At 72.0% G+C, this 15,029-nt stretch carries 13 protein-coding genes; 4 read left to right on the top strand and 9 right to left on the bottom strand.

All coding sequences use genetic code 11. The annotated features are described in order from the left end of the window. Positions 1 to 158 precede the first annotated feature (158 nt). Positions 159 to 3,089: a hypothetical protein gene (locus tag JOD65_RS06100; RefSeq protein ID WP_191193270.1), complete on the top strand. Its 2,931-nt coding sequence runs from the start codon at positions 159 to 161 to the stop codon at positions 3,087 to 3,089. Positions 3,090 to 3,095: 6 nt separating this feature from the next. Here the strand turns inward: JOD65_RS06100 and JOD65_RS06095 are convergent, their stop codons facing one another. Beyond that, complete coding sequence (locus JOD65_RS06095) at positions 3,096 to 4,055, bottom strand: ATP-binding protein (protein WP_191193271.1); 960 nt, start codon at positions 4,053 to 4,055, stop codon at positions 3,096 to 3,098. Positions 4,056 to 4,158: 103 nt separating this feature from the next. After that, complete coding sequence (pdxH, locus tag JOD65_RS06090) at positions 4,159 to 4,797, bottom strand: pyridoxamine 5'-phosphate oxidase (protein ID WP_191193272.1); 639 nt, start codon at positions 4,795 to 4,797, stop codon at positions 4,159 to 4,161. 156 nt (positions 4,798 to 4,953) lie between these two features. Between pdxH and JOD65_RS06085 the strand changes: the two genes are divergently transcribed. Next, positions 4,954 to 6,060, top strand: a complete 1,107-nt coding sequence (locus JOD65_RS06085) for a citrate synthase 2 (protein WP_191193273.1) — start codon at positions 4,954 to 4,956, stop codon at positions 6,058 to 6,060. A gap of 1 nt (position 6,061) precedes the next feature. Here JOD65_RS06085 and JOD65_RS06080 read toward each other — a convergent pair whose 3' ends face one another. The 3 genes from JOD65_RS06080 to JOD65_RS06070 form a co-directional block, all read right to left on the bottom strand. Further along, positions 6,062 to 6,700, bottom strand: a complete 639-nt coding sequence (locus JOD65_RS06080; RefSeq protein WP_191193274.1) for a VldE C-terminal domain-containing protein — start codon at positions 6,698 to 6,700, stop codon at positions 6,062 to 6,064. A gap of 87 nt (positions 6,701 to 6,787) precedes the next feature. Next, positions 6,788 to 7,153 (bottom strand): thiol-disulfide oxidoreductase DCC family protein, encoded by a 366-nt coding sequence (locus JOD65_RS06075; RefSeq protein ID WP_191193275.1) that lies wholly within the window; start codon positions 7,151 to 7,153, stop codon positions 6,788 to 6,790. Between the two features lie 26 nt (positions 7,154 to 7,179). Further along, positions 7,180 to 7,683 carry a GNAT family N-acetyltransferase gene (locus JOD65_RS06070; protein WP_307820966.1) on the bottom strand — a complete coding sequence of 168 codons (504 nt, stop codon included), beginning with the start codon at positions 7,681 to 7,683 and terminating at the stop codon, positions 7,180 to 7,182. A gap of 105 nt (positions 7,684 to 7,788) precedes the next feature. On the opposite strand from JOD65_RS06070, the gene serC reads away from it, so the two are divergent. Then, on the top strand, positions 7,789 to 8,925 hold the full coding sequence (gene serC, locus JOD65_RS06065) for a phosphoserine transaminase (RefSeq protein WP_191193276.1): 1,137 nt from the start codon (positions 7,789 to 7,791) through the stop codon (positions 8,923 to 8,925). Between the two features lie 217 nt (positions 8,926 to 9,142). Here serC and JOD65_RS06060 read toward each other — a convergent pair whose 3' ends face one another. From JOD65_RS06060 to JOD65_RS06045, 4 genes are read right to left on the bottom strand one after another with little or no spacing between them, the layout of a single operon-like run. Then, positions 9,143 to 10,138, bottom strand: a complete 996-nt coding sequence (locus JOD65_RS06060) for a DNA topoisomerase IB (RefSeq protein ID WP_191193277.1) — start codon at positions 10,136 to 10,138, stop codon at positions 9,143 to 9,145. A gap of 35 nt (positions 10,139 to 10,173) precedes the next feature. Continuing rightward, complete coding sequence (locus JOD65_RS06055; RefSeq protein ID WP_191193278.1) at positions 10,174 to 10,686, bottom strand: O-acetyl-ADP-ribose deacetylase; 513 nt, start codon at positions 10,684 to 10,686, stop codon at positions 10,174 to 10,176. Positions 10,687 to 10,689: 3 nt separating this feature from the next. After that, the gene (locus JOD65_RS06050; protein ID WP_191193279.1) at positions 10,690 to 12,060 is read right to left on the bottom strand and encodes a protealysin inhibitor emfourin; all 1,371 of its coding nucleotides are present in this window, start codon (positions 12,058 to 12,060) and stop codon (positions 10,690 to 10,692) included. Positions 12,061 to 12,110: 50 nt separating this feature from the next. After that, on the bottom strand, positions 12,111 to 12,851 hold the full coding sequence (locus JOD65_RS06045; RefSeq protein ID WP_191193280.1) for a hypothetical protein: 741 nt from the start codon (positions 12,849 to 12,851) through the stop codon (positions 12,111 to 12,113). A gap of 284 nt (positions 12,852 to 13,135) precedes the next feature. On the opposite strand from JOD65_RS06045, the gene typA reads away from it, so the two are divergent. Beyond that, complete coding sequence (gene typA, locus JOD65_RS06040; RefSeq protein WP_191193281.1) at positions 13,136 to 15,028, top strand: translational GTPase TypA; 1,893 nt, start codon at positions 13,136 to 13,138, stop codon at positions 15,026 to 15,028. Position 15,029: the final 1 nt, after the last annotated feature.

The raw sequence follows: 15,029 nt of genomic DNA, 5'->3' as shown, positions 1-15,029 counted from the left end.
GAGTGAGCACTCACTCACAAGTCGGTTTGCCGAGCGGGCACTTCCTCGCGCTCAGGCACGCTGACCGGGCAGTTCCTCGCGCACCTGTCGCGAGGAACTGCCCGGTCGGCGCGCTCAAGCGCGAGGAAGTGCCCGGTCGATCTCACTAGAGTGCGGCCGTGACGACCAGACGGGGGCTGCAAGTCGTCGTCACCCTGCTCGTCCTCGCCCTCCTCGGCGGGCTGGTCGCGACCGGCATCTCCAGCGCGCTCGGCATCCGGGTCGAGCCCAAGGAGGTCCCCGTCGAGGAGCTGGCCGCGGCACCGCCGCGGGAGACGGTCCCTCCCCCGCGTGTCCGCGTCACCGCACCCGACGGCGTACGCCTCGACGCCGCGCGGGCCGAGCTGCGCGACGCGACCGCCGACGGCGAGGGGACGGCGACCCTGAGGGTCCGCTTCGGGGACGGCGACCCCGACGACGACTCGTACCGCCTGGCGGGCACCGCCGACCGGCTGCGGATCAGCGCGGCGTCCGAGACCGGGGCGGTCCGGGGCGTCTACGACCTCGCCCAGGCGGCGTGGGCGCACCGGCCGCTCACCGAGCGGCTGGGCGAGACGGTCACCTCCCGGCTGCCGTTCCGGATGGTCGACCTCGGCGCGGCGGGAGTCGACCCCGACCCCGAGCAGTGGCGCGGCGGCACCGACTACTCGCACTACTCCCGAGCGTTCGAGGACGTCCTGCTGCCCAAGGAGCCGTGGATCGACGAGGCGGCTCTCGCCGACGCGCGCGAGGACCTCCGCGACTTCGCCGAGCACGTGCTGGCGCAGGGCTACAACGCCGTCACCGTGCCCGGCTTCCTGGAGTACGTCACCTTCGCCGAGGTGCCGGAGGTCTACGCCGACGACCCGGAGTACGTCGCCCGGGCGGAGGCGGTGCGGGACGCGTTCGGCCCGCTCTGGGCCGAGCTCGACGAGCTGGGCCTCGACGTCTACCTCCGCACCGACATGCTCGTGCTCAGCACCCCGCTGGAGCGCCACCTCACCGAGCGGTTCGACCTCGACCCCACCGACCCCGGGCTCTGGGACGTCTACGAGGCGGCGCTCGACGAGCTCTACGCCGAGCTCCCGCAGCTGTCCGGGGTCGTGCTGCGGATCGGCGAGGGCGGGTCGATCTACAACACCCCGGGCATCGACTACTTCTCCGAGATCACGGTGACCACGGCGCCCGCCGTCCGGGCGATGCTCGACGCCTTCACCGGTCAGGCGGAGCGCGCCGGCAAGGACGTCGTCTTCCGGACATGGAGCGTCGGCGTGGGTGCGGTGGGTGACATGCACACCAACCCCGAGTCGTACGACGAGGTGCTCGCGGGCGTCGACTCCCCGCGGCTGGTGGTCTCGACGAAGTACAGCCTCGGCGACTTCTACTCGTGGCTCCCGCTCAACGAGACGCTCGAGCAGGGCACCCAGCGGCGCATCGTCGAGCTGCAGAGCCGGCGCGAGTTCGAGTCGTTCGGGACGGTCCCCAACGACCTCGGTGTGCTCCACCAGCTCGCGTTGCGCCGCTTCCTCGCCGCCAACCCGCACGTGGAGGGGGTCTGGGCGTGGACCCAGGACGGCGGTCCGTGGCGTGCCGGGCCCAGGTCGCTGCTGCTGACCACCGGCTTCTGGCAGCTCTACGACCTCAACACCGAGGTCGCCGGTCGGCTGGCGCGCGACCCGGACGCCGACCCCGCCGAGCTCACCGCCGACTGGGTGCGGCGCTGGCTCTCCACCGACCCCGACACGGTCGCGCAGGTCACCGAGGCCCTCGCCCTCTCCCGCGAGGCGGTCACCCACGGGCAGTACGTCCCGCAGTTCGCCGAGGTGCGCGCCTACGCCCTCGGCCTCGAGCCACCGCCGCAGATGCTGCTGTTCGAGTGGGACATCCTCACCGGTGACAGCGCGGTGCTCGACGTCCTCTACGCCGTCACCCGCGACTCCTCCCCCGCGAACGGCGCCGTGGACGGGGTGACGGAGGCGATCGACGACGGGCAGCACGCGATCGACGTCGCCATGACCATGCGCGACCTCGTCGCCGGCACCGACGCGACGACCTACCGCGACCCGGCGCTGCGCGAGCAGCTGCTCGCCTCGCTCGACTATCAGGTCGACCTGCACGCCCTGCTCGGCGCCTACCGCGAGATGGTGCTGCGCCACGCGCAGTGGCTCGACACCGGCGAGGGCCGCCACGTCTGGGAGTCCGCCCGTCAGCGGTTCGACGCGGCCGCGGCACAGCACGAGGAGACGTACGGCGACGACCTGGCACTGCCGGCCTACAACCTCACCGCCGCCCGGATCGGCGAGGAGCGCGCGGCCCGCGACCTCCCGATGGCGTGGCTGGCCCGCGGCGGCCTGCTTGCCCTGCTGCTCGGGCTCGGCCTGACCCGCACCGGCCGCACGCTCGTCCGCACCGCGGTCACGCCGTGGCGCGACCCCGGCCCGGTGTCGCGGTGGCTGGTGGTGGCGCTGCCGGTGGTCGCGGTGGCGTGGAGCCGCCTGGTGCTGACCTGGTTCCTGGCGCCGAGCCACCTGATCGCCGTCGGCCTCGGGTGGGGCGTGCTCGCCGCGGTCGTCGCCGTCGCGACGTGGCGCACCCGCTCGTGGCACGTCGCGACCGCGGTCGGCGGCGCGGTGGTCCTCCGCTCGCTGCTGCTCCTCGCTGTCCTGGCGTGGCGGGGTCCGGGTGGCTACTGGTTCGTCTTCTGGACCGAGCCGCGCGTGCGGACGGCGTACGTCGTGGTGGCGGTCGTCCTGGCCGGCTGGGTCCTCGCCGCACTGGTGTGGTCGCTGGCCGCTCGGTCCGTGGGCCGGCGGGCCGTGGCGACGGCCGCCGGAACCGTCGGTGCCGTGATGCTCGCGCTGGGGGCCCTGCTCGCGGCGGTCGGCCTCGAGGACGCGTTGACCGTCTGGAACGACCAGCTCGCGCTGCTCCCGTGGGGCATGGCGCGCATCCTCGGGATCACGACGTTCCTCGGCATCCCCGCCGGCCTGCCCACCTGGCTCGCAGCGGCTGGCGCCGGGGTGGGGTTCGTTGCGCTCGCGCTGGGCCTGCCGCGCCGGCGCGACGCCTGATCGACCTCAGGCCGACGAGGTGGCGGCGACCCACTCCGGCCAGGACATCGGCGCCGATCCGCTGCTCGTCTGCGCCACCACCTCGTGGGTCATCCAGGCCCGCAGCGCGCGCACCTCGGGCGGGGACGCCAGGGTCAGCAGCACGCCCTCCTCGCACAGCCGGTCGGCCCGGTCGACGGCCTGTTGCAGCTGCTCGACCATCACGCCGAACTCGCGCGGCATGGCCAGCTCGACGTCGACGAGGTCGAGGCCCTCGTCTCGTGCCTGCTCGACGGCCCGGCGAGCGGTGAGCCGGGCGTGTGCCGGCGAGACCAGGAGCTCCTGGATCTCCTCGGCCAGGGCAGCCGACTCGCTGTCGTGCTCGTCGACCGCAAGCAGCTGCAGCTCACGGACCAGCTCGTCGAGGTGGCTGTCCTGCCGCAGGCTCAGCGCGACCGGGGACTGCACGTGGCGGACGAGCGTCCAGCCGGGCGGCAGCTCGCCGTCCGACGGTCCCGCGTCGGTCTCGGCGCGTTCGGGGTCGAGCGCCTCGTGGACCGGCTCGGGGTCCACCAGGTCGGCCCACACCCGCTTGCCGCGCCGCGTCTCGTCGACGCCCCAGCGTCCGGCCAGCAGGGCGACGATGGTCAGCCCGCGGCCCGTGGCGTCGAGCTCGTCCCAGTCGAGGTCGTCGCCTGCCCGTGTCCGCGGCAGCACGGCCTCGACCCCCACCGGCCCGTCGTCCTCGACCGCGACCCGTACGCCGTCGGCGACGTCGGCAGGGCGCTCGAGCGTGACGTGCATGAACTCCGCCATCGCGTGCAGGGCGGCGTTGCTCGACAGCTCGCTCGCCACCAGCTCGGCGGCGTCGACCAGCCGGCCCTCGCCCCACGCGGTCAGGCCGTCGGCGACGAAGCGGCGCACGGCCGGGACGCTGGCGGCGTCGGCGGCCAGTCGCACCTGCAACCTGCTCGGCGCGCCCTGCATGGCTCAGAACCTAGCCCCATGAGCCGCTGTCCACACGCGAGAAACCGGCGGTGTTCCGCCGAGATTTGCCGCGCTCCCGGCGCGGCTCCCGGCCCGTCGTGGTTCAGGGGGCGAGTCGTTCGGTGGTCCAGCCGTCGTCCGTGCGCCGGTAGACCAGGCGGTCGTGCATCCGGCTCGGGCGTCCCTGCCAGAACTCCACGACCTCGGGACGCACCCGGTAGCCGCCCCACTCCGGAGGCACCGGCACCGGGCCGTCGTCGCCGAAGCGCTCCTGCACCCGGGCGTACGACGCCGCCAGCGCGGAGCGCGAGGCGACCGGCCGCGACTGGTCCGAGGCCCACGCCCCGAGCTGGGCGCCGCGCGGGCGGGAGCGGAAGTAGGCCTCGACCTCGGCCTCGGGGATCACCGATGCGGCACCCTCGACGCGGACCTGCCGCTCGAGCGGGTGCCAGGGGAACAGGAGCGCACACCGCGGGTCTGCGGCGAGCTCCGCGCCCTTGCGGGAGGCGCGGTTGGTGTAGAAGACGAAACCGTCGGACCCGACACCCTTGAGCAGCACCATGCGGCTCGAAGGCCCACCCTCGGGCGTCGCCGTGGACAGCACCATCGCGTTGGGCTCGTGCATCCCGGCCTCGACCGACTGTCGCAGCCAGCGCTCGAACATCTCGATCGGATCGGCGGTCAGGTCGGGAAGGTCCAGCCCGCCGCGGCCGTACTCCTCGCGCAGTCCGGACAGGTCCATGTCACGACCCTAGTGGGGCGCGAGGCACGAGCGCCGGGCGTGGGGAGGGAGATCGAGTGGCCCCGCGGTCGAGCTCGCGAGGCCGCGACGGGGCGTATCGAGATCCGCGGGTCCTGTGGGGCGCGAGGAACGAGAGCCGGGTGCAGAATGACGGCCATGACCGAGATCCAGCACGGCCTCGAAGGTGTCGTCGCGTTCGAGACGCAGATCGCCGAGCCCGACAAGGAGGGCTCGGCCCTCCGCTACCGCGGCGTCGACATCGAGGAGCTGGTGGGCCGCGTCCCCTTCGAGAACGTCTGGGGCCTGCTTGTCGACGGCGCCTACAGGCCCGGCCTCCCGCCGGCCGAGCCCTACAACATCTCGATCCACACCGGCGACGTCCGGGCCGACGTGCAGGCCGCAGTCGCGATGCTCGCGCCGATGCTCGGCATGGGCCAGACCTACGACATCTCCGACGAGCAGGCGCGCCTCGACCTGTCGCGCGTGGCCGTCATGGTGCTGTCGTACGCCGCCCAGTCGGCGCGCGGCCTCGGCAAGCCGGTCGTCACCCAGGCCGAGGTCGACCGGGGCAGGACCCTCGCCGAGCGGTTCCTGATCCGGTGGCGCGGCGAGGCGGACCCCCAGCACGCCCACGCGATCGACGCCTACTGGTCGTCCGCGGCCGAGCACGGGATGAACGCCTCCACCTTCACCGCCCGCGTCATCACCTCGACCGGCGCCGACGTGGCGGCCGCGTTCTCCGGTGCCATCGGCGCGATGTCGGGTCCGCTCCACGGCGGCGCGCCGTCGCGGGTGCTCGGGATGATCGAGGAGGTCGAGAGGCGCGACGGCGACGCGTCGTCGTACGTCAAGGAGCTGCTCGACAACGGCGAGCGGCTGATGGGCTTCGGCCACCGCGTCTACCGCGCCGAGGACCCGCGAGCGCGCGTGCTGCGGCGCACGGCCCGCGAGCTCGACGCCCCGCGCTACGAGGTCGCCGAGGCGCTGGAAAAGGCCGCGCTGGAGGAGCTGCGCTCGCGTCGACCCGACCGGGTGCTGGAGACCAACGTCGAGTTCTGGGCGGCCATCGTCCTCGACTTCGCCGAGGTGCCGGCGCACATGTTCACCTCGATGTTCACCTGCGCGCGCACCGGTGGGTGGTCGGCGCACATCCTCGAGCAGAAGACCACGGGGCGGCTGATCCGGCCGTCCGCGGTCTACGCGGGCCCGACCACGCGCCCGGCCGACGAGATCGAGGGCTGGGACGCGGGCTGGAGCGCCTGAGTCAGACGGTGGGCGGCACCTGCGCGTAGTACCAGGACGTGATGCCCTTCGCCCCCTGGCGGGTCAGCGAGACGTGCAGGTGGTCGCGGTGCCGCAGCGTCGGCGAGCAGGTACGACGATTGCGGCAGCCGGAGCTCAGGTAGCGCTTCTCGACGAACCCGTCGTAGGACGCCCACATCCGGTCGTTCCAGATGATGTACATGATCCCCATCCGGCGCGCGAGCGCGTGCGGCTGGCCGGTGTCGTCGGGGGCGAGGACCTCGTCGAGCAGGGCGGCGGCGAGCGCGGCGTCGGCGGGATCGGTCGCGTCGAGGAGCCAGTCGAACGCCCGGGACTCCTTGTGCTCGCTGCGGCTCGAGCCGGCGCACGTCCGACTGATCGGGCCGTAGCCGCCGCCGCGTGCGACGAGCCAGTCGGCCAGCATCAGCACGCCCGGCTTCGGCGTGCGCCGGCACGACGTCTGCGGCTGGTAGCCGGCGTACGGCTCCATCGGCATGAGGAACGGCGCCGACGCCGTGACGGTCCCGCGGCGACTGCTGATCTCGTCGGCCGAGGCCGCGGTGAGACTGCCCGCGAGCAGGCCGAGGAGCAGGGTGCTGATCCCCGCAACGAGTGCGGCAGCGCGCAGCGACGCTCGCATCGAGTAGTCCCACCTTCCCCTGAGATCACATGTGGCACAGGGACCGTAAGCGGCCCCACGAGCCACCGTCAGGGGATCGTCAGAACATCAACGCTGTAGTTCGCAGGCGGCCGTCCCGCCGGGCAGGCGGTGCCGGTTGGCGGCCACCCAGGCGTACGTGCGGCGGGCGATCGGCTCGACCGGACGGGACTCGATCAGCCGTCCGACGACCCGCCAGGGCAGCGGCCCGGTGCGGAGGATCGAGGCGAAGGCGCGGTGGCCGTAGTCGACCCGGCCGTCGGGGTGGACGTACGGCATCTCGACGACCGCGCGCACCGGGTCGACGCCCAGCGCCTCGAGGTCGGCGGCCTGGACGGTCGAGCTGTCGACGTCGACTCCGAGCCTCGGCACCAGGCGGCCGGTGCGCATGCAGAAGCCGCAATCGGCGTCGTTCAGCATCAGTCCGCGGGTCACGCGGGCAAGGCTACGTCGGTCGAACCTCAGGCGCTGTCGATCCGGCGGGCGAAGCAGCGGCTGAGGTCGGAGTCGCTGTAGTAGCCGAAGCCGGGGATCGGCTCGTAGCCCGACGACAGGTAGAGCTCGATGGCCTCCGGCTGCTTCATCCCCGTCTCGAGGACGAGCGCCTGGATGCCGGCGCCCCTTGCCGTCGCCTCGAGGTGGGCCAGCATCCGCCTGGCCACCCCGCGACGCTGCGCCGCGGGGACGACGTACATCCGCTTGACCTCCGCGGTGACGTCGGCGCCGAGCGCGGTGACCGACGACCGTCGCCATGCGCCGGTCGCGACCGGGACGCCGTCGAGGTAGCCGACGAAGAACTGCCCGAGCGGGTCCTCGAAGTCGCGCGGGTCGACCGGCGACTCGTCGCGTCCGCCGTAGCGGGCGACGTACTCCTCCTGCACGGCCTCGACCAGGAGCTGGGCGTCGGGGTGCGTGATCTGGAGTCGCTCGATGCGCGGTGCAGTGACGGACAGGCGGTCAGGCACGCGTGGAATCCCCCGATGTGAGATGAGGTCGAGCAGGTGACAGGATAGGACTCGCTGACAGCGTCGTCAGGACCCACCGTTCCGCATCCCACGTGAGGCCATTCGATGACCGACGCCCAGACCGACCACACGCTGAAGATCCCCGCGGACCTTCTTCCCGCCGACGGCCGCTTCGGCGCCGGCCCGTCCAAGATCCAGACCAGCCACCTCGACGCGCTCGCCGCGACCGGCTCGACGCTGATGGGCACGTCCCACCGGCAGGCCCCGGTGAAGAAGACGGTCGGTCGGGTACGCGAGGGTCTGGCGGCGCTGTTCGACCTGCCCGACGGCTACGAGGTCGTGCTCGGCAACGGTGGCGCGACCGCATTCTGGGACATCGCCTGCTTCGGCCTCATCCGCGAGAAGAGCCAGCACCTGGCGTTCGGTGAGTTCTCCTCCAAGTTCGCCACGTCGGCCAAGAAGGCGCCGTGGCTCGCGGACCCGACGGTCATCAGCAGCGAGCCGGGCTCGCGTCCCGACCCGGTCGCCGAGGACGGCGTCGACGCCTACGCGTGGGCACACAACGAGACCTCGACCGCGGTCATGGCGCCGGTGCTCCGCCCCGCCGGCGTGGCCGACGACGCGCTCGTGCTGGTCGACGCCACCTCCGGTGCCGGGGGCCTGCCCGTCGACCTCGACCAGGTCGACGCCTACTACTTCGCCCCGCAGAAGTCGTTCGCCTCCGACGGTGGCCTCTGGATCGCCCTGATGTCGCCGCGGGCGCTGGCGCGCGCCGAGGAGATCGCGGCGAGCGACCGCTACGTGCCGCCCTTCTTCGACCTGCCGACCGCGATCGACAACTCCTCGAAGAACCAGACCTACAACACCCCGTCGGTGGCCACGCTCTTCCTGATGGCCGAGCAGCTCGACTGGATGAACAGCCAGGGCGGGCTCAAGGGCATGGTCGAGCGCACGACCGCCAGCTCGGACGCGCTCTACGGCTGGGCGGAGCGCACCTCCTACACGACGCCCTACGTCGCCGAGCCGGCCGACCGGTCACTGGTGATCGGCACCATCGACTTCGACGACTCGATCGACGCCGCCGCGATCGCCGCCACCCTGCGGGCCAACGGCATCGTCGACACCGAGCCCTACCGCAAGCTCGGCCGCAACCAGCTGCGGATCGCGATGTACCCCGCGATCGACCCGGCCGACGTCGAGAAGCTCACCGCCGCGATCGATCACGTCGTCGCCAACAGCTGAGTTGCTGGTCGAGGAGGGCGCCCTGGCGCCCGTCACGAGACCCCGCGCCGTGCTCAGCCTCGATCCAGCGATCGACGCCGTCGCGAGCGGCCCCAGGCGGGTGTGATGGCAAGGCGGAGTGCCGAAGGCGGGCCGCCAGGCCCGTCGAGTGTGCGACAACGCAGCCAGTGCGCCTGCATGGTGACGCGCAGCAGGCGAGAGGTCGGTGGATCGAGGCTCAGGCTGCCAGCAGCTTGAGCACGGCTCGCTCGAGCGCCGCCTGCCGGGCGTCGTCGGTGTCGTACTTGCCCCGCACCTTGATCGTCCGGCCCCGCTCGTAGGCCTCGACGACCCGCGGGTCGACGTAGGCCGTGCGGGCCAGGGTGGGCGTGTTGCCGAGGAACTCCGAGACCTCCTTCATGGCAGTGGTGACAGCGCGCTTACGGGAGGCCTTCGTCTTGCCCGGCTCATCGGTCTCGGCGAGCACGGACGCGGCGATCACCGTCGCGTGCCAGGTGCGGAAGTCCTTTGCCGTCGCCTCGATGCCGAAGCAGCCGCGGATGTAGTCGTTGACGTCGGCGGACGACAGGTCCCGCCAGGTGCGGCCGTCCTTCCAGGCCAGCAGCTCGTCGCCGCCACCGCGCCGGCGACGCATCACGTCGAGCGCGCTGACCGCCGCGGGGTCGTCGATGTCGATGCAGTGCTCGACGCCCGACTTGCCCGTGAAGCAGAAGCGCAGCCCGCCCCGGTGCCGCGACACGTGCTCCTTGAGCATCGTGGTGAGGCCGAAGGAGCCGTTGGTGTCGGTGTAGACGTCGTTGCCGATGCGGAAGTAGCCGAGGTCGAGCAGGCGTACGGCGACGGCGCAGGCGCGCTCCTGCGACATGCCCTCCGCGCCGATGTCGGCCAGCACCCGCTCGCGGGCCTTCGACAGCGCCTTGCCGAAGCCGAGGATCCGGTCGAACTTCGCGGCGTCGCGGCTGGTGCGCCACTGCGGGTGGTAGAGGTACTGGCGGCGCCCGGCGTCGTCGGTGCCGACGGCCTGCAGGTGGCCGTTGGGGTGGGGCGTGATCCACACGTCCTTCCACGCCGGCGGGATGACGAGGTCCTTGCAGCGCTGCACCTGGTCGGCATCGAGGCGGTTGCCGTGCTCGTCGAGGTAGGTGAAACCCGAGCCGGACCGGCGGCGGGTCCAGCCGGGCTGGTCGGGGAACGTACGCCTCAGTCGCGGCATGCGGTGAACCTAGCGAAAGGTTCCGCCCCCCGCCGTCACCCTGAGGGAGGTCTGCTCGAGAGGGCTGCCGCGATCTCGTCGAAGGCCTGACGGCCGAACGCGATCAGCCGGGCCTCCTCCACCGACGTCGACGTCGAGCGCAACGTGTCGACCGCCGCTGCGATCGCGTCGTCCTTCGGCCACCCGTAGATGCCTGCGCTGACGAGTGGGAACGCCACCGTGCGCGCGCCGATCTCGTCGGCCACCGCGAGCGCTCCGGAGTAGCACGACTCCAGCAGCGACCGGTCGCGCTCGCCGGCGGTCCAGTTGGGACCGACCACGTGGATCACCCACCGGGCCGGCATCCGGCCGGCGGTGGTCCACCCGGCGGCCCCGGTGGCGAGGCCGTCGGGGAAGCGTCGCCGGCAGTCCTCGAGGACCTCGGGACCGCCGGCCGCGTGGATCGCGCCGTCGACCCCGCCGCCGCCGCGCATCCGGCGGTTGGCGGCATTGACCACGGCGTCGACGTCCTGCGTGGTGATGTCGCCCTCGACGACCGTGACCTCCACGACTCAGGCCTCCCAGCCGGAGGTCGATCCCGTCGCCGGGTCGGGGCGCAGGATCCGCCGCGCCAGCTCGGCCTGGCTGGCCGTCAGCAGGTGCTCGGGCACGCGCACCGGGTCACCGTCGTCGACGGTGAAGGTGTAGACGAACATGTCGGGCCGGGGCGGGCCGTCCGAGGTCGCGGACGCCAGCACCGCCTCCGTCACCAGCTGCCCGAGGTCGGGGTCGTCGACCTGGCCGAGGTCGACCTCGGCGGTCTCCGTGCGGCCGGCGAAGCCGCCGCTGCGCTCCACGCGCAGCCGGCCGCCCGGTTGCGGCGACGGGGGCTGGGGCGTCGGGAGCGGCTGCTGGTCGGTCTCCCCCGCCGCTGCGTCGATCTCGACACCGACCTGGGCCCACGCGTCCTGGACGGCGTCGGCGTGGTCGCCGGCGGCCGCGACGGTCGCCGCTGCGAAGGTGGCGAAGGTGGCGCCCGAGGGCACGTCGCCGCCCACCAGGGCGTCGTACCAGATCCGGCCGGCACCGGAGATCGACGTGCCACCGATCGCGACCGCGGCGAGCTGGAACGCCTTGTTGGGGATGCCGGAGTTGAGGTGGACGCCGCCGTTGTCGGCCGTGGTCTCGACGTAGTCGTCCATGTGGCCGACCTGCGGGTCGGCGCCGATCTCGGGGTCGTCGTAGGCCGTGCCGGGCGCGGCCATGTCGCGCAGGGCGCGGGCCTGGATGGACGGGGTGAAGATGCCCTGCCCGATCAGCCAGTCGCCCTCGCCGGCGTCCTGGCCGAGGAGCCGCTGCTTGAGGCAGGAGGCGAACGCGTCGGCGACCGACTCGTTGAGCGCGCCGGACTGGCCCCGGTAGGTGAGGTCGGCCGTGTGCTCGACGACTGCGTGGGAGAACTCGTGGGCCAGGACGTCGACGGGCTTGGTGAACCGCTCGAAGACGCGGCCGTCGCCGTCACCGAAGACGAGCTGGGTGCCGTCCCAGAACGCGTTGTTGTAGCGCGAGCCGTAGTGGACGGTCAGGCTGACCGGGCCACCTCTGCCGTCGTACGAGTCGCGCGCGAGGTCGTCGAGGAACATCTGCAGGGTCGCCTCGATGCCGGTCGCGGCCTCGTCCACCGCCACGTCACCGGTCGCGGGGTCCCCGGCGCTGCGGGCGGGCTGGCCGGGCAGCGTGGTGCGTGACTCCGCGTCGTGGACCGTCCAGTCCGGCGCGGCGACGACACCCTCGGCCGACGGGGGCGTCGGCCGAGGGGCGCGTCCCCGGAGGGAGCGCTCGCGTCGGAGCTCGTCGTCGCGAGCCGCCCGCTCGGGGCCGTCGACCCGCTCCACCAGCCATGGTGGGATGAAGGTGCAGCGGGTCGCCCGAGGTGTCGTCATGCCACCTGTCTACTCCCCGGCACCGACAGGGCACCAGAGAGCAGAAGACGTCAGCAGGACGACGAGGTGAAGGAGAAGTTGCTCAGCCAGATGCGCTGGTTGCTGCCTCCGACCGAGGTCCAGTAGACGAGGGAGATCGAGCTCACAGCTTCGGTGTACGTCACGGTCACGGTCCCGCGGCTGTCACCACTGTTCGGCAGGACCGTGTTGCCGTCGTAGTAGTACCAAGGAGCACCCTGGACCCCCGATCCGAGGACGTGAGTGTTCCGTCGGCCTCTCGGCGCCACCTCGAACTTCCGCGCACCACTGAGCTCGACACGGTCCCACCAGCCACCCTGGCTGCTGTCGACGTCCTTGATCGAGAACGTCAGCCCAGAGACCTGGCGCGAGAAGTTGAAGGTCACCGTCTGCCGGTGTTCGCGACCAGCTGAGATCGGGCTGGCGTGGTGGAGCTCCAGTCCCTGCGCAGAGCCGAGCAGGTTCTGGGCCGTCCGCACCACCCGACTGCTGCTGACGCTGCTGGTGACGACGACGTTGACCGGCTGCGCACCGATCGCGGCGCCCGGGACGACTGCCGCGCCGGAGGCGGCGCTGGACCGCGTGTAGACCCCGGAACCCCAGCTGAGCGCGTAGGACGAGGGCTTGGCGCTGGCCGGCGAGCACGCGGCGTACGCCGGGACGGCCACGGCGACGGAGACTGCGGGTGCGGTCCAGGCGGCTGCGCGGAGCACGGTGCGCCGGCTCGGGACGTACGAGTCGGGTCTGGCAGGTCGTGACGACGTGATGGTCATGCGGATCATCCCTCCCGGATGACAGTGCGACACCGGGCTCGGCCACATCCCCACGCGGCCCCTCCCGGTCTGTGACCACGACGCTATTGACGGGTACTTCGACATCGAGACGCTTTTGCCGTGCAGTTGCCGTCCCGTACGCGATCTGTCTCCCCGCCGTGGCGGTCGCCGTCGGGATTGAGTGCCTCACCGGTGCCGCCGGTAACCTTGACCAGCGATCTGTGCCCTCGTGCGTTCGGCTCTCAGCCGCGTCGCCACCTCATCTCCGCCCGGAAGGCCCCTGCATGCCCACCCAGTCCCGCTCCGACCTGCGCAACGTCGCGATCGTCGCCCACGTCGACCACGGCAAGACCACGCTGGTCGACGCGATGCTCCGCCAGGCCGGCGCCTTCACCGCGCACCAGGCCGAGAGCGTGGCCGACCGCGTCATGGACTCCGGCGACCTCGAGCGCGAGAAGGGCATCACGATCCTCGCGAAGAACACCGCGGTCCACTACGCCGGTCCGGCCGGCGGCGGCCAGCCGATGGTCATCAACATCATCGACACCCCCGGCCACGCCGACTTCGGCGGCGAGGTCGAGCGCGGCCTGTCCATGGTCGACGGCATCGTGCTCCTGGTGGACGCCTCCGAGGGCCCGCTCCCCCAGACCCGCTTCGTGCTGCGCAAGGCGCTCAACGCCGACATGCCGGTGATCCTGGTCGTCAACAAGACCGACCGCAGCGACGCCCGCATCACCGAGGTCGTCGACGAGTCCTACGAGCTCTTCATGGACCTCCTCGACGAGTCGCACAGCCAGGACGCCCTCGACTTCCCGGTCGTCTACGCCTCCGGCAAGGCCGGCATCGCCTCGCTCGAGCAGCCCGAGAACGGCACGATGCCCGAGGGCACCGACCTCGAGCCGCTCTTCAAGACGATCCTCGAGACGATCCCGGCCCCGCAGTACGACGAGGGCGCGCCGCTGCAGGCCCACGTGACCAACCTCGACTCGTCGCCGTTCCTCGGCCGGCTCGCGCTCCTCCGCGTCCACCAGGGCACCCTGAGGAAGGGCCAGACCGTGGCCTGGATGCGTCGTGACGGCGAGGTCAAGAACGTCCGCATCACCGAGCTCCTCGTCACCGAGGGCCTCGAGCGCAAGCCCGGCGAGTCCGCCGGTCCCGGCGACATCGTCGCCATCGCCGGCATCCCGGAGATCACCATCGGCGAGACCCTCGCCGACGCGGAGAACCCGATCGCGCTGCCGCTCATCCACGTCGACGACCCGGCCATCTCGATGACCATCGGCACCAACACCTCGCCGATGGTCGGCAAGGTCAAGGGCGCCAAGGTCACCGCCCGCCTGGTCAAGGACCGCCTCGACTCCGAGCTCATCGGCAACGTGTCGCTCCGCGTGCTGCCGACCGAGCGGCCCGACGCCTGGGAGGTGCAGGGCCGCGGCGAGCTGGCGCTCGCGATCCTCGTCGAGCAGATGCGCCGCGAGGGCTTCGAGCTCACCGTCGGCAAGCCGCAGGTCGTCACCAGGGAGGTCGACGGCAAGATGCACGAGCCCTTCGAGCGGCTCACCATCGACGCCCCGGAGGAGTACCTCGGCACCATCACCGAGCTCCTCGCGACCCGCAAGGGCCGCATGGAGGGCATGACCAACCACGGCACCGGCTGGGTCCGGATGGACTTCGTCGTCCCCTCGCGCGGCCTGATCGGCTTCCGCACCGAGTTCCTCACCGAGACCCGCGGCACCGGCATCGCCCACCACATCTCCGAGGGCTACCACCCGTGGGCAGGCGAGATCCGCTCGCGCAACAACGGCTCGCTGGTGGCCGACCGCTCCGGTGCGGCGACGGCGTACGCCATGACGTCGCTGCAGGAGCGCGGCGTGCTCTTCGTCGAGCCCACCACCGAGGTCTACGAGGGCATGATCGTCGGCGAGAACTCCCGCGCCGACGACATGGACGTCAACATCACCAAGGAGAAGCAGCAGACCAACATCCGGTCCGCCACCTCCGACAACTTCGAGAAGCTGATCCCGCCGAAGCGGCTCTCGCTCGAGCAGTGCCTGGAGTTCTGCCGCGAGGACGAGTGCGTCGAGGTCACGCCCGAGATGGTGCGCATCCGCAAGGTCGTGCTCGACGCCAACGCCCGCGCCAAGACCGCGTCGCGGGCGCGCAAGGCCAACAAGTAGT

The sequence above is a fragment of the Nocardioides cavernae genome, assembly GCF_016907475.1.
GTDB lineage: Bacteria > Actinomycetota > Actinomycetes > Propionibacteriales > Nocardioidaceae > Nocardioides > Nocardioides cavernae.
This window is presented reverse-complemented; position numbering and strand designations above follow the sequence as displayed.